Origin of the sequence: Pelagerythrobacter rhizovicinus, from assembly GCF_004135625.1 — a bacterium.
Classification (GTDB): Bacteria; Pseudomonadota; Alphaproteobacteria; order Sphingomonadales; family Sphingomonadaceae; genus Pelagerythrobacter; species Pelagerythrobacter rhizovicinus.
The window spans coordinates 1,411,146-1,436,590 of record NZ_SDPV01000001.1; the positions used below are offsets into that span (position 1 = coordinate 1,411,146).

20 protein-coding genes are annotated in these 25,445 nt (G+C 63.9%); 6 read left to right on the forward strand and 14 right to left on the reverse strand.

From position 1 onward, the window contains the following. The first annotated feature begins 5 nt into the window (after nt 1-5). Both ETX26_RS06780 and ETX26_RS06785 read left to right on the forward strand, forming a co-directional pair. On the forward strand, nt 6-1,463 hold the full coding sequence (locus ETX26_RS06780) for an NAD-dependent succinate-semialdehyde dehydrogenase (RefSeq protein WP_404825282.1): 1,458 nt from the start codon (nt 6-8) through the stop codon (nt 1,461-1,463). Between the two features lie 78 nt (nt 1,464-1,541). Next, nucleotides 1,542-2,852, forward strand: coding sequence for a putative porin (locus ETX26_RS06785; RefSeq protein WP_129523860.1), 1,311 nt, complete (start codon nt 1,542-1,544; stop codon nt 2,850-2,852). Here ETX26_RS06785 and ETX26_RS06790 read toward each other — a convergent pair. Together ETX26_RS06790 and ETX26_RS06795 are read right to left on the reverse strand one after the other, a co-directional pair. Then, nucleotides 2,842-4,032 carry a CaiB/BaiF CoA transferase family protein gene (locus tag ETX26_RS06790; RefSeq protein WP_225425527.1) on the reverse strand — a complete coding sequence of 397 codons (1,191 nt, stop codon included), beginning with the start codon at nt 4,030-4,032 and terminating at the stop codon, nt 2,842-2,844. The genes ETX26_RS06785 and ETX26_RS06790 overlap by 11 nt on opposite strands. Then, the gene (locus ETX26_RS06795; RefSeq protein WP_129523861.1) at nt 4,025-5,203 is read right to left on the reverse strand and encodes an acyl-CoA dehydrogenase; all 1,179 of its coding nucleotides are present in this window, start codon (nt 5,201-5,203) and stop codon (nt 4,025-4,027) included. The genes ETX26_RS06790 and ETX26_RS06795 overlap by 8 nt, the downstream gene beginning before the upstream one ends. 109 nt (nt 5,204-5,312) lie before the next feature. On the opposite strand from ETX26_RS06795, the gene ETX26_RS06800 reads away from it, so the two are divergent. Next, complete coding sequence (locus ETX26_RS06800; protein WP_129523862.1) at nt 5,313-6,218, forward strand: LysR substrate-binding domain-containing protein; 906 nt, start codon at nt 5,313-5,315, stop codon at nt 6,216-6,218. A gap of 35 nt (nt 6,219-6,253) precedes the next feature. Here the strand turns inward: ETX26_RS06800 and ETX26_RS14520 are convergent, their stop codons facing one another. The 4 genes from ETX26_RS14520 to ETX26_RS06820 form a co-directional block, all read right to left on the reverse strand. Beyond that, on the reverse strand, nt 6,254-6,823 hold the full coding sequence (locus ETX26_RS14520) for a formylglycine-generating enzyme family protein (RefSeq protein ID WP_129523863.1): 570 nt from the start codon (nt 6,821-6,823) through the stop codon (nt 6,254-6,256). Further along, nucleotides 6,712-7,170, reverse strand: coding sequence for an SUMF1/EgtB/PvdO family nonheme iron enzyme (locus ETX26_RS14525; protein ID WP_129523864.1), 459 nt, complete (start codon nt 7,168-7,170; stop codon nt 6,712-6,714). The genes ETX26_RS14520 and ETX26_RS14525 overlap by 112 nt, the downstream gene beginning before the upstream one ends. Next, nucleotides 7,121-10,396 carry an LpqB family beta-propeller domain-containing protein gene (locus ETX26_RS06815; protein ID WP_129523865.1) on the reverse strand — a complete coding sequence of 1,092 codons (3,276 nt, stop codon included), beginning with the start codon at nt 10,394-10,396 and terminating at the stop codon, nt 7,121-7,123. The genes ETX26_RS14525 and ETX26_RS06815 overlap by 50 nt, the downstream gene beginning before the upstream one ends. A 168-nt stretch (nt 10,397-10,564) precedes the next feature. Continuing rightward, nucleotides 10,565-11,635: an AraC family transcriptional regulator gene (locus tag ETX26_RS06820; protein ID WP_404825274.1), complete on the reverse strand. Its 1,071-nt coding sequence runs from the start codon at nt 11,633-11,635 to the stop codon at nt 10,565-10,567. On the opposite strand from ETX26_RS06820, the gene ETX26_RS06825 reads away from it, so the two are divergent. Continuing rightward, nucleotides 11,604-12,329: an SDR family oxidoreductase gene (locus ETX26_RS06825; protein ID WP_129523866.1), complete on the forward strand. Its 726-nt coding sequence runs from the start codon at nt 11,604-11,606 to the stop codon at nt 12,327-12,329. The genes ETX26_RS06820 and ETX26_RS06825 overlap by 32 nt on opposite strands. A 200-nt stretch (nt 12,330-12,529) precedes the next feature. On the opposite strand, the gene ETX26_RS14455 is transcribed toward ETX26_RS06825, so the two are convergent. Then, a complete protein-coding gene (locus ETX26_RS14455) occupies nt 12,530-12,772 on the reverse strand; it encodes a helix-turn-helix domain-containing protein (protein ID WP_263853370.1) in 243 nt (80 codons plus the stop codon). Then, nucleotides 12,769-13,413, reverse strand: coding sequence for an AraC family transcriptional regulator (locus ETX26_RS06830; protein WP_225425529.1), 645 nt, complete (start codon nt 13,411-13,413; stop codon nt 12,769-12,771). Before ETX26_RS06830 ends, ETX26_RS14455 begins: the two co-directional genes overlap by 4 nt. 150 nt (nt 13,414-13,563) lie before the next feature. Between ETX26_RS06830 and ETX26_RS06835 the strand changes: the two genes are divergently transcribed. Beyond that, nucleotides 13,564-14,580: an aldo/keto reductase gene (locus ETX26_RS06835; protein WP_129523867.1), complete on the forward strand. Its 1,017-nt coding sequence runs from the start codon at nt 13,564-13,566 to the stop codon at nt 14,578-14,580. 97 nt (nt 14,581-14,677) lie between these two features. Here the strand turns inward: ETX26_RS06835 and ETX26_RS06840 are convergent, their stop codons facing one another. The 6 genes from ETX26_RS06840 to ETX26_RS06865 form a co-directional block, all read right to left on the reverse strand. Beyond that, nucleotides 14,678-15,766 carry a LacI family DNA-binding transcriptional regulator gene (locus ETX26_RS06840; RefSeq protein WP_129523868.1) on the reverse strand — a complete coding sequence of 363 codons (1,089 nt, stop codon included), beginning with the start codon at nt 15,764-15,766 and terminating at the stop codon, nt 14,678-14,680. Between the two features lie 33 nt (nt 15,767-15,799). Further along, nucleotides 15,800-17,302 (reverse strand): tryptophan halogenase family protein, encoded by a 1,503-nt coding sequence (locus ETX26_RS06845; RefSeq protein WP_129523869.1) that lies wholly within the window; start codon nt 17,300-17,302, stop codon nt 15,800-15,802. Beyond that, nucleotides 17,299-18,330, reverse strand: coding sequence for a cupin-like domain-containing protein (locus ETX26_RS06850; RefSeq protein ID WP_129523870.1), 1,032 nt, complete (start codon nt 18,328-18,330; stop codon nt 17,299-17,301). Before ETX26_RS06850 ends, ETX26_RS06845 begins: the two co-directional genes overlap by 4 nt. After that, nucleotides 18,323-19,042: a SapC family protein gene (locus tag ETX26_RS06855; protein ID WP_129523871.1), complete on the reverse strand. Its 720-nt coding sequence runs from the start codon at nt 19,040-19,042 to the stop codon at nt 18,323-18,325. Before ETX26_RS06855 ends, ETX26_RS06850 begins: the two co-directional genes overlap by 8 nt. Continuing rightward, entirely contained in the window at nt 19,039-20,586 is a 1,548-nt protein-coding gene (locus ETX26_RS06860) for a tryptophan halogenase family protein (RefSeq protein WP_129523872.1), read from the reverse strand. Before ETX26_RS06860 ends, ETX26_RS06855 begins: the two co-directional genes overlap by 4 nt. Nucleotides 20,587-20,689: 103 nt before the next feature. Beyond that, the gene (locus ETX26_RS06865; protein WP_225425530.1) at nt 20,690-23,692 is read right to left on the reverse strand and encodes a TonB-dependent receptor; all 3,003 of its coding nucleotides are present in this window, start codon (nt 23,690-23,692) and stop codon (nt 20,690-20,692) included. A gap of 472 nt (nt 23,693-24,164) precedes the next feature. Here ETX26_RS06865 and ETX26_RS06870 point away from each other — a divergent pair, with 472 nt between their 5' ends. Next, a complete protein-coding gene (locus ETX26_RS06870; RefSeq protein WP_129523873.1) occupies nt 24,165-25,421 on the forward strand; it encodes a GGDEF domain-containing protein in 1,257 nt (418 codons plus the stop codon). Nucleotides 25,422-25,445 lie beyond the last annotated feature (24 nt).

The following is a 25,445-nucleotide window of genomic DNA, read 5'->3' on the forward strand; positions in this document are numbered from 1 at the left end:
ACGTGATGACCAACATGGACCGGGCGAAGGATGCGGACCTCCTCGCCCGGATCGCGCCGGGGAACGACGTGACAGCTCGCTTCCCGGTAAGCAATCCGGCCACTGGCGCGCATATCGCGGATGTAGCGGACATGGACACCGAGGATGCCGCACGGGCCGTCCGCAGGGCCAAGGAGGCGCTTCCGGCCTGGGCAGCGAAGACCGCCAAGGAGCGCGCCGCGATCCTGCGCCGCTGGCACGACCTCATCCTCGACAATCAGGAGGCTCTCGCCACCCTGCTCACGCGCGAGCAGGGCAAGCCGATCGCAGAGGCGATGGGCGAGATCGTCTATTGCGCAAGCTTCGTCGAGTGGTTCGCCGAGGAAGGCAAGCGCGCCTACGGAGACATCATTCCCACCAACGCGCCGGGCCGGCGCCTGCTCGTGCTGCGTCAACCCATCGGCGTCGTCGGGGCGATCACACCGTGGAACTTCCCGGTCGGCATGGTGACCCGGAAGGTTGCGCCTGCCCTTGCCGCTGGCTGCACCATCGTTCTGAAGCCGGCCGAGGACACGCCTTTGAGCGCACTGGCGCTGGCGGCGCTCGCCCGGGACGCCGGCTTCCCTGAAGGCGTGCTGGAAGTCGTCACCGCTGCCCGGGCAGAAGCCGTCGCTCGGGTACTAACGGACAGCCCGGACGTCCGGAAGCTGTCCTTCACGGGATCCACGCGCGTCGGCAAGCTGCTGATGGCGCAATGCGCGGACACGGTGAAGAAGCTCTCGCTCGAACTCGGCGGGAACGCGCCGTTCATCGTCTTTGACGATGCGGACATAGACGCGGCGGTTGCGGGCGCCATCCAGTCGAAGTTCCGCAACGCCGGCCAGACGTGCGTCTGCGCCAATCGCCTGTTCGTTCAGGCCGGTGTCGCCGACGAGTTCGCGGCCCGGTTTGCAGCCGCGGTCGAAGCCTTGCCGGTCGGAGATGGCCTGGCGGGCGGAAACGCAATCGGTCCGCTGATCAATTCCGCCGCGGTGGCGAAAGTGGACGGGCTCGTACGCGACGCTCTCGCGAAGGGTGCTCAGTGCGTGCTCGGCGGCGGCGGGCATGCGCTCGGCGGCAACTTCTACGCGCCCACGATCCTCACCGGCGTCGACTCCGCGATGGAGATCGCGAGCGCGGAGATCTTCGGGCCGGTCGCACCGATCATGCCGTTCGAGACGGAGGAGGAGGTCATCGCCCGGGCGAACGACACGCCCTACGGCCTCGCTGCCTACTTCTGGACTCGCGACCTTGGGCGCGCGTGGCGCGTGGCCGAGCAGCTCGAATACGGGATGATCGGCCTCAACGAGGGGATCATTTCGAGCGAATCCGCACCATTCGGCGGGGTCAAGGAATCGGGCATTGGCCGCGAAGGCTCGAAGTACGGTTTGGATGAGTTCCTCGAGCTCAAATACTTCACGATGGGCGGCCTCTCCGCGCGATAGCTCCCTGGCGCCTCGTCCCCGGCGCCCTTCCGAGCCGCAGGCGGCGCCTCTGGGAACGACAAACGAAAGGAAGCAAGCATGCGACTGAAACTCGCCGCCGCTCTGCTCGCAACGACGTTCGTGACCGCTCCGGTCCTGGCGCAGAGCGAGACCGACAAGGACGCACGCATAACGGAGCTGGAAGCCCGCCTGGAAGCACAGGACGCGCGTATTCGGCAGCTCGAGGAGCGGCTTCTGACGGCTGCCGAAAGACGGCCGCTGGCCGAAGCCTCGGCCGTTCCCCAAAACGGCACCTCCGCAGTGCCGGCGGCAAGCGAGGTTTCCCAAACCGCTCGTGTTGCCACCGCCGCGCCGACAGCGCCCGCCCAATCTTCAGCACTGAGCATCTCCGGCGACCTGCGCCTGCGTTACGAGCATAACGGGAGCGACAACGACGCTCCCGACGATGGTCGCGGTGTCCTCCGCGCCCGCCTGCGCGCCGCGTACCAGGTCAACGACTGGCTCGAACTCGGCGGTCAACTCGTCACCGGCAGTCAGGACGATCCGAACACGACAGACGTTACGCTGGGGAATTTCGACGACGATCTCGAAGTCAGCCTGGATCAGGCGTACGCGCATATCACCCGCGGCGGTCTGGACATCTGGGGCGGCAAGATTCCCCAGGTGTTTCGCCGGAGCGACCTCGTCTGGGACGGCGATGTAAACCCGCAGGGCATCGCCGCACGGTACCGCGTTCCCCTTTCATCCGGAGTCTCGCTCGGCGCGGCCGGAATCTACTTCCCCATCGATCGCTCCATCACCGGCCCCGACAGCACGATGACGGGCGGGCAGATCGAGCTCGCTGCCGATGGTTCGATGTGGTCGGGGGCGCTTGCCGCCGCCTACTACGACTATCGTCTCGGGAGCATCGCCACGGCCGATGCAGGCGACTTCCGCGGCAACCTGCTGGGCCCGGACGGCCGCTACCTGTCGGACTTCGACCTCATCGACGTGATCGCGGAGGTCAGCGTTCGGCCGTGGGGCGCACGCTGGCCGATCGCTCTCACCGCGGACTACGTGAAGAACCTCGGCGCCGCGACCGCCGCAGACAGCGGCTACAGCCTCGCGCTCGCACTCGGCAGATCGAGCGAGGCCGGCGACTGGCGGTTCGGCTACGGCTATTCTCGGGCCGAAGCCGACGCGGTCCTTGCCGCATTCTCGCACGACAACATCAATCTCGCGACCAACTACCAGCTGCACTCGCTCACCGCCGACTACGTCTACCGCAAGGACTTGATCCTCAACGCGACGCTCTATCTCTACCGTCCCGACGATCCGCTCTACGCCGGAGCCGAAGATCCGGACGACTGGCTCTCACGCCTGCGACTGAACGCCCTCTTCACTTTCTGACCGCGACCCAGCCGAAAGCACGGATGGCCGCGCCGTGTTCGTCCAGCGCCGGCGGCCCGAGATCGTCTCGCGGCGGCGAAGCCGAGAGGCGCACCGGGCAGGCAACGCCGGGGACGGCGCCCAGAGCGGCGTGCGGCATATCCTTCCGGATTTCCCGAGCCTGTACATGCGGATCGGCGAAGACATCGCCGACCGTATTGACGGGACCCGCCGGAATGCCCGCAGCGCGCAGTGCGTCGATCCATTCGTCGGCGGTGCGACACCGGAATTCCGCCTCGAGCATAGGGATCAGCTTATCACGGCCGGCTACGCGCCCGGCATTGGTCGCATACGCAGGGTCACGGCCGAGGTCCTCACGCCCGAGGAGCGTACAAAGCTCCCGGAACTGCGCGTCGTTCCCCACCGCCAGTGCGATCGTCCGCGTCGAGGTTTCGAACGCCTGGTAAGGAACGATGCTGGGATGAGCGTTGCCGTGCCTCTGCGGGTCACGGCCCTCGGCAAGATAGCCCGCAGCTTGATTGGCGAGTGTGGCCACTTGAACGTCGAGGAGCGACGTCTCGACCCATTGGCCTCGCCCTGTGTTCGACCGCTGGTGGAGCGCCGCCAGAATGCCGTTACAGGCGTAGAGGCCCGTCAGAATGTCGGTCAGCGCCACCCCTGCCTTCATCGGCGGCCCGCCCAGCTCGCCGGTAAGGCTCATGAGGCCGCCCATCGCCTGGATGATGAAGTCGTATCCGGGCAGGCTTGCATAGGGCCCGTCCTGTCCGAAACCCGAAATCGAGCAATAGACGAGGCGCGGATTGCGCGCCGACAGCGCCGCGTAGTCGAGCCCGTATCGCGCCAGCGCGCCCACTTTGAAGTTCTCGACCAGCACGTCGGCCTCTTCGGCCAGAGACGCCACGAATGCTGCCCCTTCCGCGTCGCTAATATCCGCCGCGAGCGATCGTTTGCCACGATTGGCGCAGGTGAAGTAAGCCGCTTCCTTGCTGCCCCCCGCGCTCGAGAACCACGGTGGTCCCCATCCCCGGGTGTCATCCCCCGCGCCGGGTCGCTCGATCTTGATCACGTCCGCGCCGAGATCGGCCAGGAGCTGCGTCGCCCAGGGGCCGGCAAGGACGCGGCTGAGATCGAGGACGCGAACGCCCTCGAGCGCTCGTGCGGGTGCGATGTTCTCAGGCAAAGGCCGCAAGCCCCGTCTGCGCGCGGCCGAGTATCAGCGCATGGATGTCGTGCGTCCCCTCGTAGGTGTTGACCGCTTCCAGATTGCAGGCGTGGCGCATCACGTGAAACTCGTCCGAAATGCCGTTCCCGCCGTGGATATCGCGCGCTTCGCGGGCAATGGACAGCGCCTTGCCGCAACTGTTGCGCTTGACGATGGAGATGTTCGCAACCGGACAGCGCCCCTCGTCCAGCAGCCGCCCCACGCGCAGGCAGGCCTGCAGGCCGAGCGTGATCTCCACCTGCATTTCCACGAGCTTGCGCTGGATGAGCTGGGCGGCCGCCAGCGGGCGGCCGAATTGAACGCGGTCGAGCGCGTACTGGCGCGCGGCATGCCAGCAGAACTCCGCTGCGCCCAGCGCCCCCCACGAAATCCCGTACCGCGCCTTGTTGAGGCAGCCGAACGGCCCGCCCAGCCCCCGCGCGTTCGGGAGGAGTGCGGTTTCGGGAACGAAGACATCATCGAGGACGATCTCTCCGGTCACGGAGGCCCGCAGCGCGAGCTTGCCCTCGATCTTCGGCGCGGAATACCCGTCAGTCCCCGCTTCGACGATGAAGCCGCGGATCACTCCGTCCAGCTTCGCCCACACGACCGCAAGGTCGGCGATGGGGCTGTTCGTGATCCACATCTTGCTGCCGTTGAGCCGATAGCCCCCGTCCACCCGGTCGGCGCGTGTGCGCATCCCGTCCGGATCGGAGCCGTGATCGGGTTCGGTCAGTCCAAAGCAGCCGATCAGGCGCCCCGACGCGAGCTCCGGCAGGTATTTCGAGCGCTGAGCATCGTCTCCGAATGCGTAGATCGGGTGCATGACGAGCGACGACTGGACGCTCATCGCGGAGCGATAGCCCGAGTCCACGCGCTCCACCTCGCGCGCGATGAGGCCGTAGGCCACATGTCCCGCCTCTGCGCCGCCATAGGCTTCGGGCAGCGTCGCCCCGAGAAGACCCAGCGCGCCCATCTCGGTCATGATCTCCCTGTCGAATTTCTCGTGCCGCGCGGCGAGCAGGACACGCGGCATCAATGATGATTGACAGTAATCACGTGCCGTATCGCAGATCAGACGTTCCTCGTCGGTGATCTGCGATTCCAGATCGAACGGGTCGTCCCATCGGAAGGCTGCTAACTCCGCCATTTATCGTCGCTCCTGTAGTCCGATCCTCTTGCCGTGAGAAAGCCCTGGGACACGGGGAAGCGAAAGCGAATTCTTGCAATTATATCATTCGCATTGGTAATGATCTCTCATGGAGCCACTCGACACCACGCCGCGGCGGCAGATCCCGCAGATGCACGAGCTCGTGGCGTTCGAGGCGGCTGCGCGGCACATGAGCTTCACCGGCGCCGCAGCGGAGCTGAACCTGACGCAAGGCGCGGTCAGCCGGGCCGTCGCGGCGCTCGAGCAGCGGCTGCGCACGGCTTTGTTCAAGCGCGTTCGCCAGCGCGTGGTGCTGACGCCGGTCGGCCGCGATTATCAGCATCAGGTGCGCGCCCTGCTCGGACAGCTCAATGCCGCCACACGCCAGGCCATGTCCGCGAACCCGGGCGAGCAGACGCTCCATGTCGCCACCCTTCCCACCTTCGGCATCCACTGGCTGGCACCACGGCTGCCGCGCTTTCACGCGGTGCGACCGCATGTGACCGTCAACCTGGCGTCACGGCTGCGCCCGTTCTCGTTCGACGCCGAGCCGTTCGACCTCGCGATCCACCATGGCGATCCGGCCTGGCCCGGCGGAACGCTGAGGCGCCTCATGAACGAGACCATGGTCCCGATGTGCAGCCCCGAATACCGGCAGGCCAAGGCGATCGCTTCACCTGCCGACCTGGTGCGCACGACCTTGATTCATCTCAGGACCCGCCCCGCCGCATGGGCGGAATGGCACGCGAAAGCCGGTCTTCCGGGAGACGGCGCCTTTCACGGTCCGGTCTACGACCAGTTCGGCATGGCCGTCGCGAGTGCCGCAGCGGGTCTCGGAGTGGCGCTCCTGCCGGAAATGTTCGCGGCGGAGCAGATCGAGGAGGGAAAGCTGATCACCCTTTTCGATCTCGAGGTGAGCACGGGCAGCGCCTATTACGTCGTTCTCCCGGAAACCGGTCACAAATCCGCCGCTGCGGACTTCGCGGACTGGCTTGCAGTTCAATTGACGGACTGACTGCGGCTGCCGCTAAGGCGGGAAAAGGAGCGGCTTCACTCCGCCGAGTGCGCGAGCCGGAAACCGACCGTGAAGTAGCCCTGATCTTCGGGGCCGCGGAGCCGGAAGCGTTCCTCCAGGAACTCGCCGGCGTCGCCGTAGGAACCGCCCCGGATCACGTGGTAGCCCGGTGTCGGGCAATCGCTCCGCGCCGATCCGTCCACCGGCGCATCGACGTAGTTCTCGTGATAGCAGTCAGCCTGCCATTCCCAGACGTTGCCGCGGACGTCGTGGAACCCCAGCCGGTCGGCCGGAAAGCTGCCGACCGGCGCGGTCTCGATCCAGACGTCGCGGCCTTCCGCCTTGCCGCCGCAGCATTCCACCATGCCGATATTGGCCAACTCGTGGGTCACACCCTCCCCACCGCTGCGGGCGTTGCCGAGATCGGCCAGAGTGGCGACATATTCCCATTCGGCCTCACTCGGCAGGCGGTATTGCTTGCCCGTCCTGGCGTTCAGCCAGTCGATATAGGCCTGCGCGTCGCGCCAGCTGACGCAGAGGACGGGGTGGTCATCCCCCTGCGCGAACCCCGGCCTCTGCCAGTTCCGCTCGGGTTGATGTGCCAGGTGGTGTCCTCGTCGTAGACGTTACACTTTCCCGCGGAGACGTAGCCGGTCTCTTCGGTGAAGACGCGGAAGGCGCCCACGGTGACTTCATGCGCCGCCATCTGGAACGGGACGATGGCGACATCGTGCGTCGGGCCGTCGATCGGGCCGTAACCGCGGTCGATCGTCGCGCCCATGGCGAAGGTCCCGCCGGGGATCGAGACCATCACCGGCACAAGCTCGGCGCGCTGCGCGTCCTCGTCGGGTGCTGCAGCGACGAGCAGCAGGGACGCAGCAGCGAGGGCCGCTGCGAAACTCTTAGCGCTGGCGCGTGCTTCCGGCCCAGGCCGGGTTCCAGTCCGTTCCATGTTGATCGCTCATCTCCCAGTAGAACTTGGTGCGCGGCCGGTCGTGATTGCCGATCTCGTTCATCGTCGCCGACTCATAGAGACGCCCGTTGACCATGGTGTAGACCACGCTGTTGGTGTTCCTGATGTCGGCGAGCGGATCGCGGTCGAGCACGATGATGTCCGCCAACTTTCCGGGCTCGATCGAGCCAAGCTGGTGATCCAGCCCCCAGGTCTTCGCGCCGTTGATCGTCGCCGCGCGCAGGATGCGCATCGGCGCCATCCCGCCTTCGGCGAGCAACTGCATCTCCCAATGGAGGGCGATGCCCGCCGCCTGGCCGTGGGAGCCGACGTTCACGATCACGCCGGCGTCGTCCAGCCGCTTGATCGAGCGCGCGACGGAGCGGAAGCCGACGTCGTACAGCTCGTCCGCCTGATGGATCGACTGCATGGCCCGCACGTACAGCGGCGCGTCGGACGGCCCTTGGATCGGGTTGTAGGCGTTGTTGACCCCGGGGATGAAGGTGCGGACCTTCGGCTCCTTCCACGGCTCCTGGTTCTGATAGATGTAGTTCTCCCCGAACAGCTCGCCGAACGTGACGACGAGAGTCGGGGTGGTGGACATCTCCGAACTTCTGAAGAGCTGGAGCAGGTCGTCGTGGTACGTGGCGACCGGCAGGTTATGCTCGAGGTTCGTATATCCGTCGAGGATCATGCCGACGTTGTCGTAGAAGTGCCCGGCGCCTTCCGCGTCGACCATCAGACCTTCTTCCGCCGCAGCCTGCAGCAGCCACTGCTTCTGCGCCCGGGTGGTGAGCTTGTAGCTCTTGAGAACCGTCCCCCCGATGGCGGCCTTACGCCGGACGACGGCGCGGGCATCGTCCAGGCTCTCGATCCGGTTGAAGACGCGGTCGGGCTTTCCGGAGCGGCCGTAGATCACGTGCCCGGTGGTCAGCCAGCGCGGGCTCACCATCAGGCCGGCAATGGTCATTTCGCCGGTTTCGTAGCTCGGCAGCTCGTTCGCGTAGGGATCGAAGTTCGTCGTCACGCCGTAAGCGAGGGCCGCATAGCGGACCGCATGCTTCTGCGGCATCGCGCCCGTGCCATAGCAGCAATCGATATGGCCGTGCGCGTCGAAGAAGCCGGGCATGAGGGTCTTGCCCTCCAGGTCGTACACCTTGGCGGCATCAGGGATCGTGACGCTCCCCGCCGGCCCGACGGCCTTGATGCGGTTGCCTTCCACAACGACCGCCCCGTTCTCGATGATAGGGTCGCCGCCCGTCATCGGCAGAACGCGCGCGTTGACGAAGGCTATGCTGCCCTGCGGCACGTCGGCCGGAACGCTGAGCTCGACCGAATGCAACGGCGTGTCGACGGTGCCGCCGGCTTCCGGGCGCGTCGCATAGACGTCGGGACCGAGGGTCCAGAAGAGCTGCTCGGAGTCGTCGCTCCACGCCAGCTCGAAACCGCCCGAGCGGGTAAGGCGGCGCGCCGCAGGGTTGTTCCGAGCGCTGATCGCGATCGGCTCCGCACCCGGCCAGAACGGCATCACGTGCAGTTCCTGGAATTCCTTGAACGCGATCCACGAGAGATCGGGGCTCAGCGTGAAATCGCCGGTATCGGCCGTCTCGGCATAGGCATGATCCTGTGTATCGCCGCCCTCGGCCGGAATGCTGCGCAGGATCACCGCGCGCCGTTTCTCGAAGTCGGGCGGCCCCATGTAGTAGATGCGCCGGTCGTCGGGCGAGAACCGCGCCACGCCGGCGGCAGGCGCAAGGTAGCGCGGTTCCTTGCCGTCCGATCCGACGACGTAGAGTCCCGGGACGTCATGCGCGCCGCCCATCTGCGAATCCGCGTCGAGAATGCGGTAGGCGATCTGCCTACCGCTGTTGGCGAAGACCGGTTCGGCGATGATCCCGCCGCTGCGGGCGAGCACCCTGTCCTCGCCCCCGTCGGCGCTGCGCAGGTGGAGCGTGCTGCCGGACTCGTCGTGCCATTCGACATAGGCGATCCAGCGGCCATCCGCGGACCACCTCGGATCGGTCTGCGCGCCGTCGCTCTCCGTCAGCGGGCGCGGTGGCTCGCTGCCGGTCAGGTCCTGCCGCCAGATGCGGCCCAGCGCGCGGAAGAGGAGCTCGTCACCGGCCGGGGACGGGGCGATCTGCCGGACGATCTTCACGTCCACGTGGTCCGGCGCAAGATCCAGCTCGGCGCGCAGCGCCGGATGGATGGCATGGCTGGCCGTGGCGCGGAACGGGATATCCGTCGCCTCGCCGGTCTCCATATCGACCTTGATCAACTCGCCCTTGGCCCAGATCGCGACGTGCCGGTTGTCGGGAAACCAGTCGAACGCCGGATAGTAATGCTCTTGCGCGAGATAATCGGCCTGCAGATCGCGTGCGAGCCCGTCGTAGACGGCGTTCTGACGCCCCGTCGCGACGTCGTACCGGAAAAGGACGGTCTTCGCGCCGACTCGCCGAACAAAGGCAATGACCGATCCGTCGGGCGAGACCTGCGGCGTCGTCGCGCTTCCGAAGCCGGAGATCAGATCGACCGTCTCGCCGCTCTGCAGGTCGTGCCGGCGGATGATGAAATTGCTGAGGTTCGGGTTGAGGTAGACGTAGTGCAGGCCGCCGACCCGCTCGGTATAGTAGAGGTGCCGACCGTCCGGCGAATAGCGCGGCTCCTGGAGATCCTTGCCGCTCTCGGGAGGGGGAACCAGTTGCCGCTCCTCCTCGCCGCTCACCTCGAAGCGGACCAGTTCGGACGTGCGCATGTCGAACACCGAGGCGCTTGTCTTGGTGGCGACGATGGCGCTGCCGTCGGGCGACCACGAGGGCGCCGTGATCATGTCCATCGTTTCGTGGCTGATCTGGCGCGGATCGGATCCGTCAGGGTTCGCGATCCAGATGTTGTCCGCCCCCGTTTGATCGCTGAGATAGAGGATCTCCCGGCCGTCCGGGCTGAACTGGGCGCTGCGCTGGGTCGCGGGGCCCGACAGGATCGCCCTGGCCTCTCCGCCCGCCGCAGGCATGGTGTAGATGTCGTTGAGCAGGTCGAACACGAGCGTTCGCCCGTCAGGGCTGACGTCGACGCTCATCCAGGTTCCCTCGGTGAGGGTGAGCGTTACGTCCTCGGATTGCGACGTCAGAATATCCGAAGGCGAGGCGGAGGGCTCCGCACTTAGCGGAGCGCCCACCAAAGCGATTCCCGCGAATACTTTCGCCCAGTTCGGACCCAACGCCATTTCCCCTCCCCTTTCACGACCGACCTCGTTGTGTCGGCCTGTGGCAGACTAGGTGCGGGCGGCGCAATTTGGCGGTGCGAAAGTCGCGGAGGCCGTTGCCGACGGCTCACCGGCATTTCCTCTGTTTTTCACTGCGCAGCAGTAGCAGCCGAGCGTTGCGTGCGGACGTCAAACAGCTTCGACATACCCGGGCGCATTCTTCACGCGCTCTACATCCTGCCGGGGCGGAACGCCGAACAAGCGCCGGTACTCCCGGCTGAACTGCGACGGACTTTCGTATCCGACCGCGAACCCAGCCGAGCCTGCGGTTGCACCGCCGGTCAGCATAAGACGCCGCGCTTCCTGCAGACGCAGTTGCTTCTGATACTCGATGGGCGTCATGCGCGTGACCGCCTTGAAATGCGCATGGAGCGATGAGGCGCTCATGCCCGCTGCGGCGGCAATTTCTTCTATGCGGAGCTGGGCATCGAAGCCCTTGCGGATTGCGGCAATCGCCCGGCTTACCTGGTTCAGACGACTGCCGGCGGACATCAGATGCCGGAGCATAGCGCCGTGTGGACCGGTAAGCAGCCGGTAGAGGATCTCCCGTTCGATCAGTGGGGCGAGCACCTGGATGCTGTCCGGCCGATCGAGGAGCCTGACAAGCCGGCTTGCTGCATCGATGAGGTCGGGATCGCTCGGATAGACGGCCAGCACGGGCTGCTCGGGTCGTGCTGCGCTGCCATCGGAGGCCATCAATTCGGCGAGTGCCGAAGGATCGAGATCGATCTTGCAACACAGGTATGGCGCCTCGGCGCTCGCCTCGATCACATGGCCCACTAGCGGCAGATCGACCGAGACCAGCAGGTAGCGCGACGCATCGTAAACGAGGCCCTCGTCTCCCAGCGATACGCGCTTCGAACCCTGGGCGATCAGGCAAAGAGAAGCCTCATAGACCGAGGGTGTTGGGGCGCTCGGCCGATCGGCGCGGAACAGCGACAGTCGTGGTATCCGCGTCTCTGTCATGCCCGCCACCGGGGCATGGCACTCGATGAGCTGCGCAAGCTCGGCAATCGTTTCCATCACCGTGAGATTGCCGATGCGAAGCGACTTCGCAAGCAAGGACACGAGAATCCGGAGAATCGTGCAAAGCAAATGGACGATCGCTCTACCGGTCAGATCAGTCGCAGTGGCACTTTCGGTCTGCCTATCAACCGGAGGAACCAACATGACCAACATCAACGACAAGATCGTGCTCATCACCGGCGCCTCGAGCGGCATCGGTGAAGCGACGGCGCGCGAACTGGCAGCCGCCGGCGCGAAACTCTTCATCGGCGCGCGCCGTAGCGAGCGGCTGCAGGCTTTGGCGGAAGAACTGGGCGAGTCGATCGCCTGGCGCACGCTCGACGTGACCGACGCCGCAGACTTCGACGCCTTTGCCTACGCGGCGGAGGAGCGTTTCGGCCGGATCGATGCACTGGTGAACAACGCCGGCGTGATGCCGCTCTCTCCGCTCGCGTCGCTCAAGCGCGAGGAGTGGAAGCGGATGATCGACGTCAACATTCACGGCGTCCTCAATGGCATTGCCGCGGTGCTACCAAGGTTCGTGGCGCAGAAGGACGGGCACGTGGTCAATGTTGCTTCTGTCGGGGCGCATCTCGTGCTCCCCACGGCAGCGGTCTACTGCGGCACGAAATACGCCGTCTGGGCAATCACCGAAGGGCTGCGGCAGGAGCATGACGAGATCCGCTCGACGATCATCTCGCCCGGCGTAACGGCGACCGAACTCGGGAACGACATCAGCGATTCTACGGTTGCGGCGGCGCTGAAGGACTGGCGACAGAAGTCGCTTACGCCCGACGCGATCGCCCGCGCGATCCGCTATGCCCTCGAACAGCCCACGGGCGTCGACATCAACGAAGTGATCGTGCGACCCACTGCTGCCGGCATGTAGCCCGCTCCGCCCACCGAGGCCGCGCCGTCTTTGGAGCGAGTTGCCTGCTCGCGAAAAGCCGGCGCGGCCAAGGCCGAAGGTGGACGCCTGTCCCCCGCTTGTGCGGGCCCTTCCGAGCGCTCCCCTCCGGTTGCCGCCCAGCGAACTGCGAGGACCGGCGCAAAACGGCGATGCGATGCTGGCCGGCCGTGCGTCCGAGGTCACGGCAGGAGTTGGACGCGCAGCGATATGGCGTCCTGCCCCGGCGGCGCACCGAACGCACGCCGGTAGTCCCGGTTGAACTGCGACAGGCTTTCATAGCCGACCGAATAACCTGCGGAAGCGACGCCTTCGGCGCATAGGAGGCGCCTGCGTGCTTCTTGAAGGCGGACCTGCTTCTGGAACTGCACCGGAGTCATCGTGGTCACGGCCTTGAAGTGCCTGTGAAAGCTCGGAACGCTCATATGGGCGATCGCGGCGAGGTCCGCCACGCGGTCGTCTCGGCATAGTGCTCGCGGAGCCATGCGGTTGCACGCCCAATGCGCGCAGTGCGGCCATCGGCAAGGCCGATTTGCCGCAGCATCGGACCGAGCGTTCCGCGGAGCAGGCGCCAAACGATCTCACGCCTGATCAGCGGCGCGATGACAGCCATGTCGTGGGGGCTATCGCTAAGGTCGAGGAGTCGCCTGAGAGGATCGCACAGGTCTTGGTCCAGATCGCTCGTTGCGATCGCCGGAGCATTTGATTCATCGCGGAGCCTCTGAGCATGACCGTTTACGAGCTCTGCGACGACGGCAGGATCGATGGCCAAGCTCATCGCAAGATATGGCCGCGAGGCGTTCGCCTCGGTGATCCTTGCAGTCACCGGCAGATCGACCGAAGCGAGCAGGCACTGCCCCGCCGCATAGAAATACTGGGCGTCGCCTAGCATCGTAGCTTTGGCACCCTGCACTACCACACAGAAGGAAGGGCGATACACGGATCGTATAACGCCGCTCGGACTTTCCGCATGCGTCAGGAACAGACCCTCGATGGGCGTCTCGCGGCCATATCGGCTCCATTGACGTTCGATGCTCGCAGCGAGAGCGGCAAGTTCAGTGCGCATGCGCTGCGAATAGCCTAACCGCCGGCCGAACGCATCCAACGACGTACGGCATTGATAGGATCGGGCAGATTGTTGAGACGATGAGCCTAGCCCATCGACGGGTCCGGGCCTAGGCATGACGGGCCGATTACGCTTCTCAAGGAGACACCTATGCGCATGCGAACGCTTGGCCAGAGCGGCCTCTTCGTGTCGGAACTTTGCCTCGGCACCATGACCTTTGGCGGCAGCGAAGACATGTGGGGACAGATCGGCCGACTAGATCAAAGCGAAGCGGACGCATTGGTCAAAACCGCGCTCGATAGCGGCATCAACTTCATCGATACCGCCAATATCTATGCCGGTGGGCAGAGCGAGAAGATCCTGGGCAAGTCGCTCAAGAACCTCGGCGTCGCCCGCGACGACGTTGTGATCGCCACCAAGGTCATGGGGCCGATGGGCGACGGTCCCAATGCCCGGGGAACTTCGCGCGGGCACATTCTCAGCCAATGCAAGGCAAGTCTCGGACGGCTCGGGCTGGATCACATCGATCTCTACCAGATTCACGGCTTCGATCCCGCTACACCGATCACAGAAACGCTGGAAGCGCTCGATACCCTCGTCCGCGATGGCCACGTTCGATACATCGGGTTGTCCAACTGGGCGGCGTGGCAGGTCGTGAAGGCCACGGGCATTGCCGAGGCAAGGCGGCTCGCACCCATCCTGTCGCTCCAGGCATACTATACGATCGTGGGCCGCGATCTCGAGCGGGAAATCGTACCGATGCTTCGGTCGGAGAAGATCGGTCTAATGGTCTGGAGTCCTCTCGCCGGCGGCTATCTGTCAGGCAAGTACGACGGCGACGGTACTGCGGCAGACGGTCGCCGAACCACCTTCGATTTCCCGCCGGTCGATCGGGCGCGTGGCGGCCCGCTGATCGAGGCGATGCGCGTGATCGCGAAAGTCAACGGGTGCAGCGTCGCCCAGGTGGCGCTCGCCTGGCTCCTGCACCAAGACATTGTCACCAGCGTCATCGTGGGTGCCAAGCGGGTAGACCAGCTGTCCGACAATATTGATGCAACGCAGGTCCGATTGGACGCAGACGACCTCACCAGGCTGGATGAACTCAGCCGGCTCCCGGCCGAGTACCCGGGGTGGATGCTGGAACGGCAGGGCAGCTACCGCGCGTAACGCTTGTTAGCGATTGGATGCGGTCGCCATGCCCCCGGTCGACAGGAGGCTGAGAGCGTAGATACGCCGTCGACCAGGTAGACTGCCGGTCAGCTCCCTATCGATCGCCTGCACGCGCCGGACCGGTTGAGCGGCGCACTACCAGTTCGCCTTGAATCTGTACCGGCTCAGATGACGGAGCATGAGTGCGAGCATCGATCAGCATCTCCACGGCCCGGCTAACGGTGGCGGCGATCGGCTGTTCGACCGCGGTTAGCGGCGGATCGGTGAAGCGCACCACCGGCGAGTTGTCGAAGCTGATCAGCGACAAGTCCTCAGGTACGGCTAGGCCCCGCTCGCGTGCGACCTGCAGCGTGGCCAGCGCCATCTGATCGTTGCTGGCAACGATTGCAGTTGGGGGAGCCGGGCAGTCAAGCAGCGAGTTGGCTGCGGCAATTCCGCTCTCAAAGCTAAAATCGCCTTTCTGACACAAACCGTCCGCCGAAAGGCCGGCGCGACCCATCGCTTCGCGCCACCCGTCGATACGCCAGCCTGCGAGACTATACTCATCCGGTCCCGCAATAAAGCCGATGCGCTTGTGGCCCAATGCGATTAGATGGTCGGTGGCAAGCGCGGCAAGGTACTCATCGCCCATCGTGATCGCTATGCCTGGGCCTTCCTCCTTCGAACCAATGCGGGCGAAAGGAATGCCGCTTTCGGCCAACAGGCCAATGATCTGCCGGTTCTCCGAATGCGGCGGCGTCACGATCACTCCATCGGGCCTCAAAGCTGCGATTGCCGCGCCCAGCTCTCGTTCGACATGGTCGCTGTGGGTATCGACCAGCTCAAAGATCATGCGGTAACCGCGCTCGGCTGCGGTCAACATGCCACCCAACAGCATCTGGTCGATCCAGTCACGCCCCTCGCGCGCGCGCCAGTCAGCTATCGTGCGGTCGCGGTCGTTGATGGCGAGGATCAGGTAGGAGCGCGAGCCACTCATCCGCTGCGCCGCTATCGAGGGTACGTAACCGAGCTTCTCGATGCTTGCCTGGACCCGTTCCTTCATCGCCGGACGGACATTTGGGCCGTTATTGATGACGCGGCTCACGGTCTGCAGCGATACACCCGCATCGGCTGCCACGTGCTTGATGGTGACCGATTGGCGGCGCCTGCCCGTTGATGCTGAACCCCGAGTACCCGCTGCCATTGTCGCCCCCGTCATTCGCCTGTCACATATGGATCAGGCAACCGTCGCCTTATCCGCCGCGCAGAACTGCGCCACATAGTCTTCGTGCTTTGGCAAAGCAGCCACTGTTCTACAGACATTCTCTCGCAAGGATGACAGAAAGCGCGACAGTTCCGCATCACTCATCTTCTTCGCTATCGGATGATGATTTTGTGGTTCGATGCCCTGGCCGAGCATGACCTGCACCCAGCTGTTCTCGGCGAATATCTCCTCGTTCTTGCGGAATACGCGACCCGTTTCCCGGAACAGTTCGATCTTCTGCCGCAGCGTATCGGGGATTTCCATCGTGGCGCACTGCCGCCAGAACGGGCTGTCCTGCCGGTCGGTGGCCTTGTAGTGCAGGATCAGAAAATCACGCACCTGGACCATATCGGTCAGTTGCTGATCGTTGAACTCGGCAACATCCCGTTCACTTACCTGGCCCGCCGGCATCATCCGTATCAGCCGTACGACCGCGCGCTGGATGAGGTGAATGCTTGTAGACTCAAGCGGTTCGAGGAATCCGCCCGCAAGGCCGATGGCGACGCAATTTCGATGCCACTGCTTGCGCCGAACGCCGGCGGTGAAAGGTATCGCGCGCGGTTCGCTGATAGGTTTGCCTTCGAGCGTCGACATGAGCCGTTTGCGTGCAGCGTCCTGTGACAGGTAGCGGCTGCAGTAGACGATGCCGTTCCCGCCCCGGTGCTGCAGCGGAATGCGCCATTGCCAACCCGCATCGTGCGCGATGGCGCGGGTATAGGGCACGGGCGGCCCGGAAAGCTCTGTTTGCACCGCGATTGCGCTATCGCACGGCAGGTAATGGGACCAATCGTCATAACCGACGTGCAGTGCCCCTTCGATGAGCAGCGCACGAAAGCCCGTACAGTCGATGAACAGATCGCCTTTGAGCCTCTGGCCATCTTCCAGCCTCAGTGCGGTGAGGTTGCCGCTGTCGGCATCGAGCTGGACCTCCGCGATCTTGCCTTCCACGCGCTTGGCGCCAGCTTTCTCGGCAACACGGCGGAGAAAGGCAGCATAGGCCGTTGCGTTCAGGTGGTAGGCGTAGTTCAGCCCGTTCTTGGGCAAATGTGCGAACTTGCGCGCATAAGCTGCGACAAGTTCCAGACAGTAGTCGCTGTAACTCTCCGCACAGCCACGCTCGCCGCCCTCAGCCCAGAAATGCTGGAATCCTGCGGACCAGTGATCGCGCCCGGTGGTCCCGAAGGCATGGAAATATTTGTCGCCGTCACGCCTCCAGTTCTCGAATTCGATGCCCAGTTTGAAGGTCGCCTGCGTCTCACGCATGAACTCTGCTTCGTTCAGACCGATCAGGCGATTGAACTGGATCAACGGCGGGATCGTCGCCTCCCCCACCCCGACGGTCCCAATGGCGTCGCTTTCGACCAATATCAGTTCGATCGCTTCGCCCATCGTATGCGCCAGTGCTGCGGCGGCCATCCAGCCTGCAGTGCCGCCACCGGCAACGACGATCCGCATAGGCGTGAAGCCGTTTTTCATTTGCTCAGTGTCCTCAGCAGGTAGGTTTTTATCCTGCCCGCAGTCTCGGCAGTCAGCGGAGCAAGGATGCCGCGGGCCTCCTGGGGAATGTGGTCGGTCACCTCCGGCGGATTCTCGAAGACGTAATAGTCGAACAGCTTGCGCCAGAATGCGCGTTCAGATTGCGGCAGATCGCGCAGCGCGAGGATGGCGTGATTGAGCGCGTCCTGAGGCTGGCCGAGGAAGGCAGGCGTGTCGCGCCACCAGTAGTTTACCAGCACGTTGAAAGGGTCGAGTCCCTCGACGTGGTGCCACCACATCGAGGGAAGGTAGATCGCATCCCCCGGCTCCAGTTCCGCCACTTGCGCGTGCTTCAATGCCTCGGCGAAACGCGGGAAGGCGTCGAAGTCGGGCGCATGGAAGTCGACCAGGCTCACTGCACGACCGGCCGGCGTGTTCTCGATCGGGCCGATGTAGAGATTGGCGAACTGTTCGGGCGGGAAGATCGTGAAGCGTCGTCGGCCAACGACACAGCAAGCCAGATTGCGAGGGAAGTCGTTGTGAGCCGCCACGCAGGTGTCGGTGCCGATCCAGATGCTCTCGAGTGGTCGACGGTCGGCGACCGGGGAGACATTTTCTTCGGCCAACCCGTCGAAGAACAGCCTCATGTCGATCGAGGAGAGATAGATCGCGGGGGCGTCCGTGCGCGCTTCGTTGTCATCGAAACCGCGAAAGATGTCGGCGAGTTTCCCGCGCGCGGTGCGGAAGTTCATCCCGAAGTCGTCGTTGTAGAACAGTCGCCCGCCGCGGCCCGGCTCGCCGATGGTCACCGTGAACGGGACCGAGCGGGCACGATCCAACAGGTAACGGCGTGCGGCACGTGGGGACTTGCGCCCCGCCTCGACCAGTGGCCAATCCGCCACAAGACCACGCACCACAAACGGAGAAGCGGCCTCGTCGAGCATCGAGGAAAGCGCGGCACTATCACTCGCCTCGCGCTCCGGGACCCGCTCCACGCCCGTGAAAATCGGAGGGTCGGCCTCAGCCACGCGCCTGCTTCGCATCCTTGCGGGCGATCAGCTCAGAAAAATTGGACAGCGAGGCGAGCGCCATGAAAACCGGCATGAGGTGGCCATCCTCATGCAGCGAGCCGAGCGCATCGGCATCTAGCGCGCGCAACTTGTCTTCGTCGATGATGTGGAAGCCGATCAGCGATTGGCTCGACCCATCGCTAAGCGGCACCTCGAGAGTGAACGGTTCGAGGAGATCGTGACGTGCCAGCGCGTCGTAAAAAGCACCGCTTTTCTGGTAGCCGGCATGCAGTGCGCCGAGCTTTTCGGTGATCGTTTCGAGAAACGGCGTGGCGCGACCGGTTTCATCGAAAACCCGGGTTCCTTCGCCGTTAGCCGAAATGCGCGGGTGCGCCATATCGACATGCACTTGCCCGTCCCCTTGGCCATCTCGTGGAAGCCCCACAAGGAACGGCTGGATATCCATCGAGAGCGGGCGATAGCGCGCCTCCCACTCGCCGTTTGCGAGGAAAAGGTTCTCGCCATTTTCGAAGCCGAACAGAGCGAGCGCCGAAAAGCGCCCACCGTCGGCCTCGCGGCGGAAGACAATCGGATAGTGTGCCTGCACCTTGCGAAACTCGTCGGGCACGACCAGTGCGGCCATGACTGCGTCGCCCAGTTCCGCGCCCGCGCCGGTGTGGACACGCAAGTCGGCGTGGTCTTTGGTGTTGAGAATCTCGTGTTTGCTCATTGGGAGGCGGTCTCTCCTTGTGCCCCTGCGGCCTCGTCCGCGAGGGCATCGAAGTAGGCGCGATTTGTCGGCAGCGCGGAGGCTAGCGCCCGCTCACGTCCACTGACCTCGACCAGCTTCCTTCTCGCCCCGTCACCCGCAGGGAGCCCGGAATCGGCAGGGAGGTCATATCCCATGCCATAGAGCACGTACTGCTGGCTGGCGGCGGAGAAAATCTCGTTGATCTGGGGGAAGTCGGCCTCCGAAGGCGGGTGGTCGCGCCACAAGACGAGCTGGTCCGCCAGCGACTGCGGGATTGTCGCGGGGTCGCGCTGTGCGAGCCAGTAAGGTTCCGCCCGGCGGCTCAGCACGTAGTGGAGCTTGAGGAAATCGACCGTCCGACCCCAGCGATAGCGAAAGAGCGAATTGAACCGGGCGGCATGCAGGGCCAGGGCTTCTCGGCTGCGCGGGAAATTGTCGGCCAAGGCTTCGAGCGACAGTTCGATCAGCACGATGGCCGAGGCTTCGAGCGGCTCGATGAAACCGGCGGACAGACCCACAGCCAGGCAGTTCCCCCGCCAGAATTCCGCGCGATGGCCTGTGGCGAACTGGAGTTTGCGCGGCGCCAGCGATGCAGTATCCGCTCCAGGAACATTGGCGGCGATATATTCGGTAAGCACTTCGGCCGCCGCGTCGTCGTCCATGAAGCGCGAGGAATAGACGCAACCAATGCCCCGGCGCGAGGGCAGCGCGATATCCCACAACCATCCTGACTCGTGAGCAGTCGCCACTGTTTGCGAGGCAATCGGGCTGTCGCGCAACGTCGGCACCTGAGCCGCCAGAGCGCGATCGTTGAAAGAGACATCCGAACGGTCGATCCATTCGACGCCGAGCTCCTGGCCGATCAGTCGCGCAGCCATGCCGGTGCAATCGATGAAGAAATCCCCCCGGAGCGGCTCTCCCCCGCGAAGACGGAGCGCGGTGATGCGCCCATCCTCGCCGGTTTCGACGTCCGTCACCGTATCTCGGACATGGGTCACGCCGAGTTTCTGGACCGCATGGCGTGCGAGAAGCGCGGCCAGCTTTCCGGCATCGAGGTGGTAGCCGTAGTTCAGCGCGCCGGCAAAGTCGGGCATGGCGCGCTGGCGCGGCGCGAGGTCGCGGTCGCAGATCGAGGCTTGCGGATTCATGGCATAGGAGAAGGGCAGATCGTCCGCCCTTCCCTTCCATGCGGACAGGAGCTCGGCCATGTGCCCGGCAACGGGCGGCGTGAACGGGTGGTAATAGCTGTCGCCGGGCTCGCCATCGACCCAGCCGTCGAAACGCGACCCCTGCTTGAACGAAGCATCGCAGGCGGTCAGGAACTCGACTTCGCCAATGCCGATGGTGGCAAGTGTCTTGCGCAGGGTCGGCCAGCTTCCCTCGCCAACGCCGATAGTGGGAATGTCGGGCGCTTCGACGATCGTGATGTCGAGCTCGGGACAGCGCGCGGCAAGGTAGGCTGCACTGAGCCAGCCCGCAGTTCCCCCGCCTACAATCACTAACCTCGTAAAGTCGCCGTGCATACGCTCATCCCATAGCCCCGGACCTCACCGGAGACAAAGAGTCGCACTGCGCTGAGGCAGTGCGACTCTCTTGCAAGTAGAGGGGCGGGAATGCCCCCACCACTCACCAGGTAAAGCGTACGCCGGCCGCGTACCGGGCGTAGCCCGGGGCCGCGAAATACACCGCCTGATCGGCCCGACGATGGCCGCGGCGGCCTTCGCTCAGGAGGTTGATGGCCTCGCCGAAGATCGTGAGCCCGTTCGAAAACTCGTAGCTCGCGCTCGCATCGACCTGACCGTAGGCCTCAATGTAGAACGGGTCGAGCCCGTAACCGGTCAAAAACTCGTCTCGCCAGTTGTAGGCGACACGGGCCTGCAGACCGCCCCGGTCGTAGAACAGAACGGCATTGGCGCTGTCGGAAACACCGGTTACGGCAAACTGTTCTTCTGTGTAACGTAAGGTGTTGTCGTAATGAGTGTCGCTATTCACGATCGTGTAGTTAAGAATAGCCCCGAACCCGGTGTTCCAGAAGTCGTGCTGGATAGCGAACTCGAAGCCATCGAGCGTCGCCGTCCGGTCGGTATTGATTGGCCGAGTGATCGTGAAAACCAGTGAGGGATCTCCGGGCTGTCCAATAATGCCCCGGGGCTCGCCGGCGCCGTTCCGGGTGACGAGGTCCGGATTGTTGGTCGCCACGTAACTGAGAATCTCCGCGAAGCTCGCGTCATCGCCTAGCGCAGCCCGCGCTGCCTGCACAGCAGCGCCTTGACCCGGATTGGGCAAGTCGAATGCAGGCTCCTGCGTCGTCAGGTCGGTGATGAAGTTACTGACCTTCTTACGGAAATACCCAACTGAAATATAGCTTGCCGGACCGTAATACCATTCGGCCGATACATCGAAGTTCTTCGACTTGTACGGGATGAGGCCGGGATCGCCACTGCTGCCGGTACTGCCGCCGTTGGGGCGAGCAGGAGAATTGACGGTCAAACCGCCGCCTAGCTTGTCATAGCCCGCGCGGGTGATCGTGTGACTATATGACGCGCGCAGAACGACATTCTCGATCGGCGTGATGTCGAAGTCAACTGCCGGGAGCCAGTTGTCGTAGCTGCCTTTCAGCGACGAGGCTACCGTATCCTCAGCATTCTGGATTGCGATTTCGTTGTCGGAGATCAGTACGGTCCCGACCGGGACCGGAACTCGCGCTGGGGCCGAAATATCGGTCGTTTCGTACCGCAAGCCAAGGCGCAGGTGAGCCTCGTCCGCAAGGATGTCGAACGCGTGAAGCGACTGCACGAACGGCGCGATGGTCTTTTCGCGGAGGCGGCGGTCAACGGTATATTCGGCCAGGCAGCCTTCGCCCGTGGGCGTGCCGGACCATGGCGCAGAACAGATTCCAATTTCTGATTCAAGGAACTGGATCAAGTCTTCCGTGGCGATCCGGAAATAGGTCGGGATGATGCTCGGGTCCTGCGAACCATCCATCCCGGCAAGATCGGGGCGGAGATCCCTTGGCGTGAAGAAATCATCCGGTGTCTCTTCCGCGCTCAACGTGCCGCCCCAGCTGTCGCTCTGGAGGAAGCCGTACGCGGTACGGACCTTATTATCGGTATAGGTCGCGCCGAAATCCAGGCTGTCGATGAAGCTGGCGTCGAAGTCGTAGGCGCCCCGCAGCGACACCTCCATGATCCGGTCCTTCATGTAAGCGTTGCGGAAGGCGTTGCCTGACGGACGGATATTCGACGGATCGATTTCGGAGCCCGGATACATATCAACCGATAGGACGGGCATCTCCGTGGTGAAATCGACGCGCTGACTCTCGACGCCGAAGATCGACGTCCCCACGGCGATGTTGCTGCCGTAGGGAGAGGTCGGCTTGGATTCGGCGGTTGAATAGTGTGCATCCAGCACCCAGCGCATGCCGCTGGGGTGGTTCCATTCGAAGTTGGCACCGATCGAGTGATTGATGCTGCGATTGGCCGCGACCGCGCCGGTGATGGGAAGGTCCTTTCCTGGCTCGAAGGTCTCGGCGTAGAAGTTTGGACCGGCGACCGGGCCGTCGGTCCAACTGCTGCTCGTCTGTTCGTGATTGAACCACACGCCGATGCTGTTGGTGCGGGCATCGAGCGTGTTTTGCGAGAAGGTGTAGTCAAATGTCGCGCCGAACTCATCCGACGGCTGGAATTGCAACACGGCCTGGCCGTTGATCCGTTCGCGATCGATATCGGTGAAGTCGTAGGCCGCGTTCTGCGGGACCTGATAGATATCGTCGCCTTCCGGACGGTTCTCGATGTTGGCGTACCGGGGGTCGCCCGGCATCGCCAGCGAGCCCCAGTTGCCCTCCGTCGCAAGATACCCTTCGCGCCACTCGCCAACCGTGAACTGCGCGAGGCTGGCCTTGCGCCGCTGGTACGAACCACTCACCAGAATGCCGATGGTATCGTCGGCAAATGTCTTGCTGATGATGCCCGAAACCTCGGGCGTGATCTCGGTGTCCTCGAACGTGTGATCGATTACACCCTTGATTCCGATGCTGCCCTGAAAACCCGGTCGATCGAGCGGACGCGGCGTCTTGATGTTGATGACCGACCCGATGCCGCCGGTCGGCAGCGAAGCGCGGCCCGACTTGTAGACTTCGACGCCGGCGATACCCTCGGAGGCAAGGTTGGCAAAATCGAAGGAGCGCGAAGCGGGAGCCGAACAGCAGTCGCCCAAGCTCGAAGCAGGCATCTGGCGGCCGTTGAGAAGCACGAGGTTGAAATCCGGCCCGAAACCGCGGACCGTCACTTTCGATCCTTCGCCACTCTGGCGGTCGATCGATACGCCGGTGATCCGCTGGAGCGATTCGGCCAGGTTGGTATCGGGAAATTTGCCGATATCTTCCGCGCTGATGGCATCTACCACGCCGACCGCGTCACGCTTGATGTTCATCGCGTTCTGAAGACTTGCGCGAATTCCCGATACGACGATGACATTCTCGTCAGCCGGAGTGGGGTCGCTGGCTGCCTCCTGCGCGGACTCGTCGGTGCGCGAATCTTGCGCCTGTGCGACCGGAGCCAACGCGCTCAGAGCAACGATCGATGTTCCTGCCATCGCCTTGGCGAGAAACGGATTGCCCTTGAATTTCATCTGATTCTCCTCCCGGATTCATGCGTCTTAGCGGCACGAAGTTTCTTATGTGAACGTTCACCTAATTGATAACGTTCACTTCGTCAACACGGCCGCGATGGCGAGAGTGCGGAAAACATGAGGAAGCGGCCAACCAGCGGGTGCTGCGCGCAGATCTTCGCGATACTTGGCTCGCGATAGAGCTCTGGCCCCTACTACGGTGCCAAGCTGATCGGCGCCTAGTTGGCTGCCACCGGGGTCGCCGTTCTGGGTTCCAAGCGCAGAAACTCGTCCCGGCGCGCGCCATCACCTAAGGAACGGCGGAAAACCGCCAGAAATTCGAGGTTTGGAAGCGATAGGCTAATGGTAGCGGAGGAGGAATTCGAAGCCGGACACACGGTTTGGATAATCGGATCTCTGTTCCGCGCTAGAGTTAACTAGACGTTCGCCTTCCCAAGGTAAGGTGACGCCACTTCCCGTTACGAGTGGGCTGATGACCGCCGCCTTTGTCCTTGCCATCAACATGTTCATAGCAGGTATCTTCGCCGTTGCCTTCGGCGTGGTCGCAGCCACCGATCCCACCACGCGAGGGGCCAGGTGGCTGGCAGTCGGCTACGCAACCGGGATCGTGAGCATCCCGCTTGAGTTCCTGGTTCCCTATCAAGTGAACCCCGCTCCGGTCACGATTGCGATCTTCCTGGTCTTTCTGCTCGCACTCACCTTCTGCTTGGTCGGGATCGCAAAGCACTACGCTGCAGCAGTTCCATGGATGGCGATAACCGCGATCTGGGTAGCCAGCGTCCTGGCCGTGCCGCTTACCTTCAACCTCAGCTATGGTTCACTTCCGCGCGGACTGCTCTATCAATTCCCGTACTTCGCCATGCATGTCCTGGTGGGTCTTGTCATCCTGCGCGCACGGCGGCGGCAGCCGCTGGACTTGCTGCTGTTCACTTTGAACGGAGCTGCCGCACTTCTCTATCTGTCCAAGCCCTTGATTGCGTGGATCGTGGGCACCGCGGCGACACCACAAGGTTATATGACGACCACCTATGCTGCTCTCTCGCAAAGCATCGGATCGGTCACGCTCGTAGCACTTGCGCTGGTTCTGCTGCTGGTCATGATGCGCGATACAGCGGCGGAAATGGCCGCACGCTCCGAAACCGACGCGCTTTCGGGCATCCTCAACCGCCGCGGCTTCGATCTGCATGCCGAACGAATGCTGGCACGAGCCGAACGGGCAGATGAACCGCTCACGCTGGTCACGGCCGACATCGACCATTTCAAGCGGATCAACGACAAATTCGGCCACGCCGCGGGCGACGCCACGATCGCGCACGTTGCGAAGCTGCTCTGCGAGCCGGTAACGGGCGATGCTCTGGTGAGCCGGCTGGGCGGCGAAGAATTCGCTGTGCTCCTCGCAGGAGCGACCCTGGCGGACGGTCGCGGCTACGCCGAACGAGTGCGCGCAAGGCTGGCGGCCGACCCTCCCGTGCATCTCGGGGTCGACCAAATTGTCACGGCATCTTTCGGGGTCGCGCAGGTGACGCGTGGCGATACCCTGTTCGATCTCGCGCGGCGAGCCGACGCTGCATTGTACCGTGCGAAAGCCGGCGGACGAAACCGAGTGAGCCTCGCGCTCGGCGAACTGTCGTCTGCGCCCTGCGGCAGCCTGCAGCAGTTTGCCGCGCCGAACCGCCCGGCCCCGGGTTTCCTCTCCACGGATCGCGAGTCCTCGCTTCTCCTTTCGTGACGAACTGGCGAGTTGCGGAGGCTG

What these genes read in the sequence shown, in the direction of transcription:
- ETX26_RS14455 (WP_263853370.1), bottom strand. Translation starts at nt 12,772, where the DNA reads ATGAGCGTTCCGAGCTTTCACAGGCACTTCAAGGCCGTGACCACGATG.
- ETX26_RS06820 (WP_404825274.1), bottom strand. Translation starts at nt 11,635, where the DNA reads ATGAGCACGATCTTGTCGTTGATGTTGGTCATGTTGGTTCCTCCGGTT.
- ETX26_RS06800 (WP_129523862.1), top strand. Translation starts at nt 5,313, where the DNA reads ATGGAGCCACTCGACACCACGCCGCGGCGGCAGATCCCGCAGATGCAC.
- ETX26_RS06855 (WP_129523871.1), bottom strand. Translation starts at nt 19,042, where the DNA reads ATGAGCAAACACGAGATTCTCAACACCAAAGACCACGCCGACTTGCGT.
- ETX26_RS06845 (WP_129523869.1), bottom strand. Translation starts at nt 17,302, where the DNA reads ATGAAAAACGGCTTCACGCCTATGCGGATCGTCGTTGCCGGTGGCGGC.
- ETX26_RS06870 (WP_129523873.1), top strand. Translation starts at nt 24,165, where the DNA reads ATGACCGCCGCCTTTGTCCTTGCCATCAACATGTTCATAGCAGGTATC.
- ETX26_RS06865 (WP_225425530.1), bottom strand. Translation starts at nt 23,692, where the DNA reads ATGAAATTCAAGGGCAATCCGTTTCTCGCCAAGGCGATGGCAGGAACA.
- ETX26_RS06835 (WP_129523867.1), top strand. Translation starts at nt 13,564, where the DNA reads ATGCGCATGCGAACGCTTGGCCAGAGCGGCCTCTTCGTGTCGGAACTT.
- ETX26_RS06840 (WP_129523868.1), bottom strand. Translation starts at nt 15,766, where the DNA reads ATGGCAGCGGGTACTCGGGGTTCAGCATCAACGGGCAGGCGCCGCCAA.
- ETX26_RS06825 (WP_129523866.1), top strand. Translation starts at nt 11,604, where the DNA reads ATGACCAACATCAACGACAAGATCGTGCTCATCACCGGCGCCTCGAGC.
- ETX26_RS14525 (WP_129523864.1), bottom strand. Translation starts at nt 7,170, where the DNA reads ATGGAACGGACTGGAACCCGGCCTGGGCCGGAAGCACGCGCCAGCGCT.
- ETX26_RS06780 (WP_404825282.1), top strand. Translation starts at nt 6, where the DNA reads ATGACCAACATGGACCGGGCGAAGGATGCGGACCTCCTCGCCCGGATC.
- ETX26_RS06785 (WP_129523860.1), top strand. Translation starts at nt 1,542, where the DNA reads ATGCGACTGAAACTCGCCGCCGCTCTGCTCGCAACGACGTTCGTGACC.
- ETX26_RS06815 (WP_129523865.1), bottom strand. Translation starts at nt 10,396, where the DNA reads ATGGCGTTGGGTCCGAACTGGGCGAAAGTATTCGCGGGAATCGCTTTG.
- ETX26_RS06795 (WP_129523861.1), bottom strand. Translation starts at nt 5,203, where the DNA reads ATGGCGGAGTTAGCAGCCTTCCGATGGGACGACCCGTTCGATCTGGAA.
- ETX26_RS06830 (WP_225425529.1), bottom strand. Translation starts at nt 13,413, where the DNA reads ATGCGCACTGAACTTGCCGCTCTCGCTGCGAGCATCGAACGTCAATGG.
- ETX26_RS06860 (WP_129523872.1), bottom strand. Translation starts at nt 20,586, where the DNA reads ATGCACGGCGACTTTACGAGGTTAGTGATTGTAGGCGGGGGAACTGCG.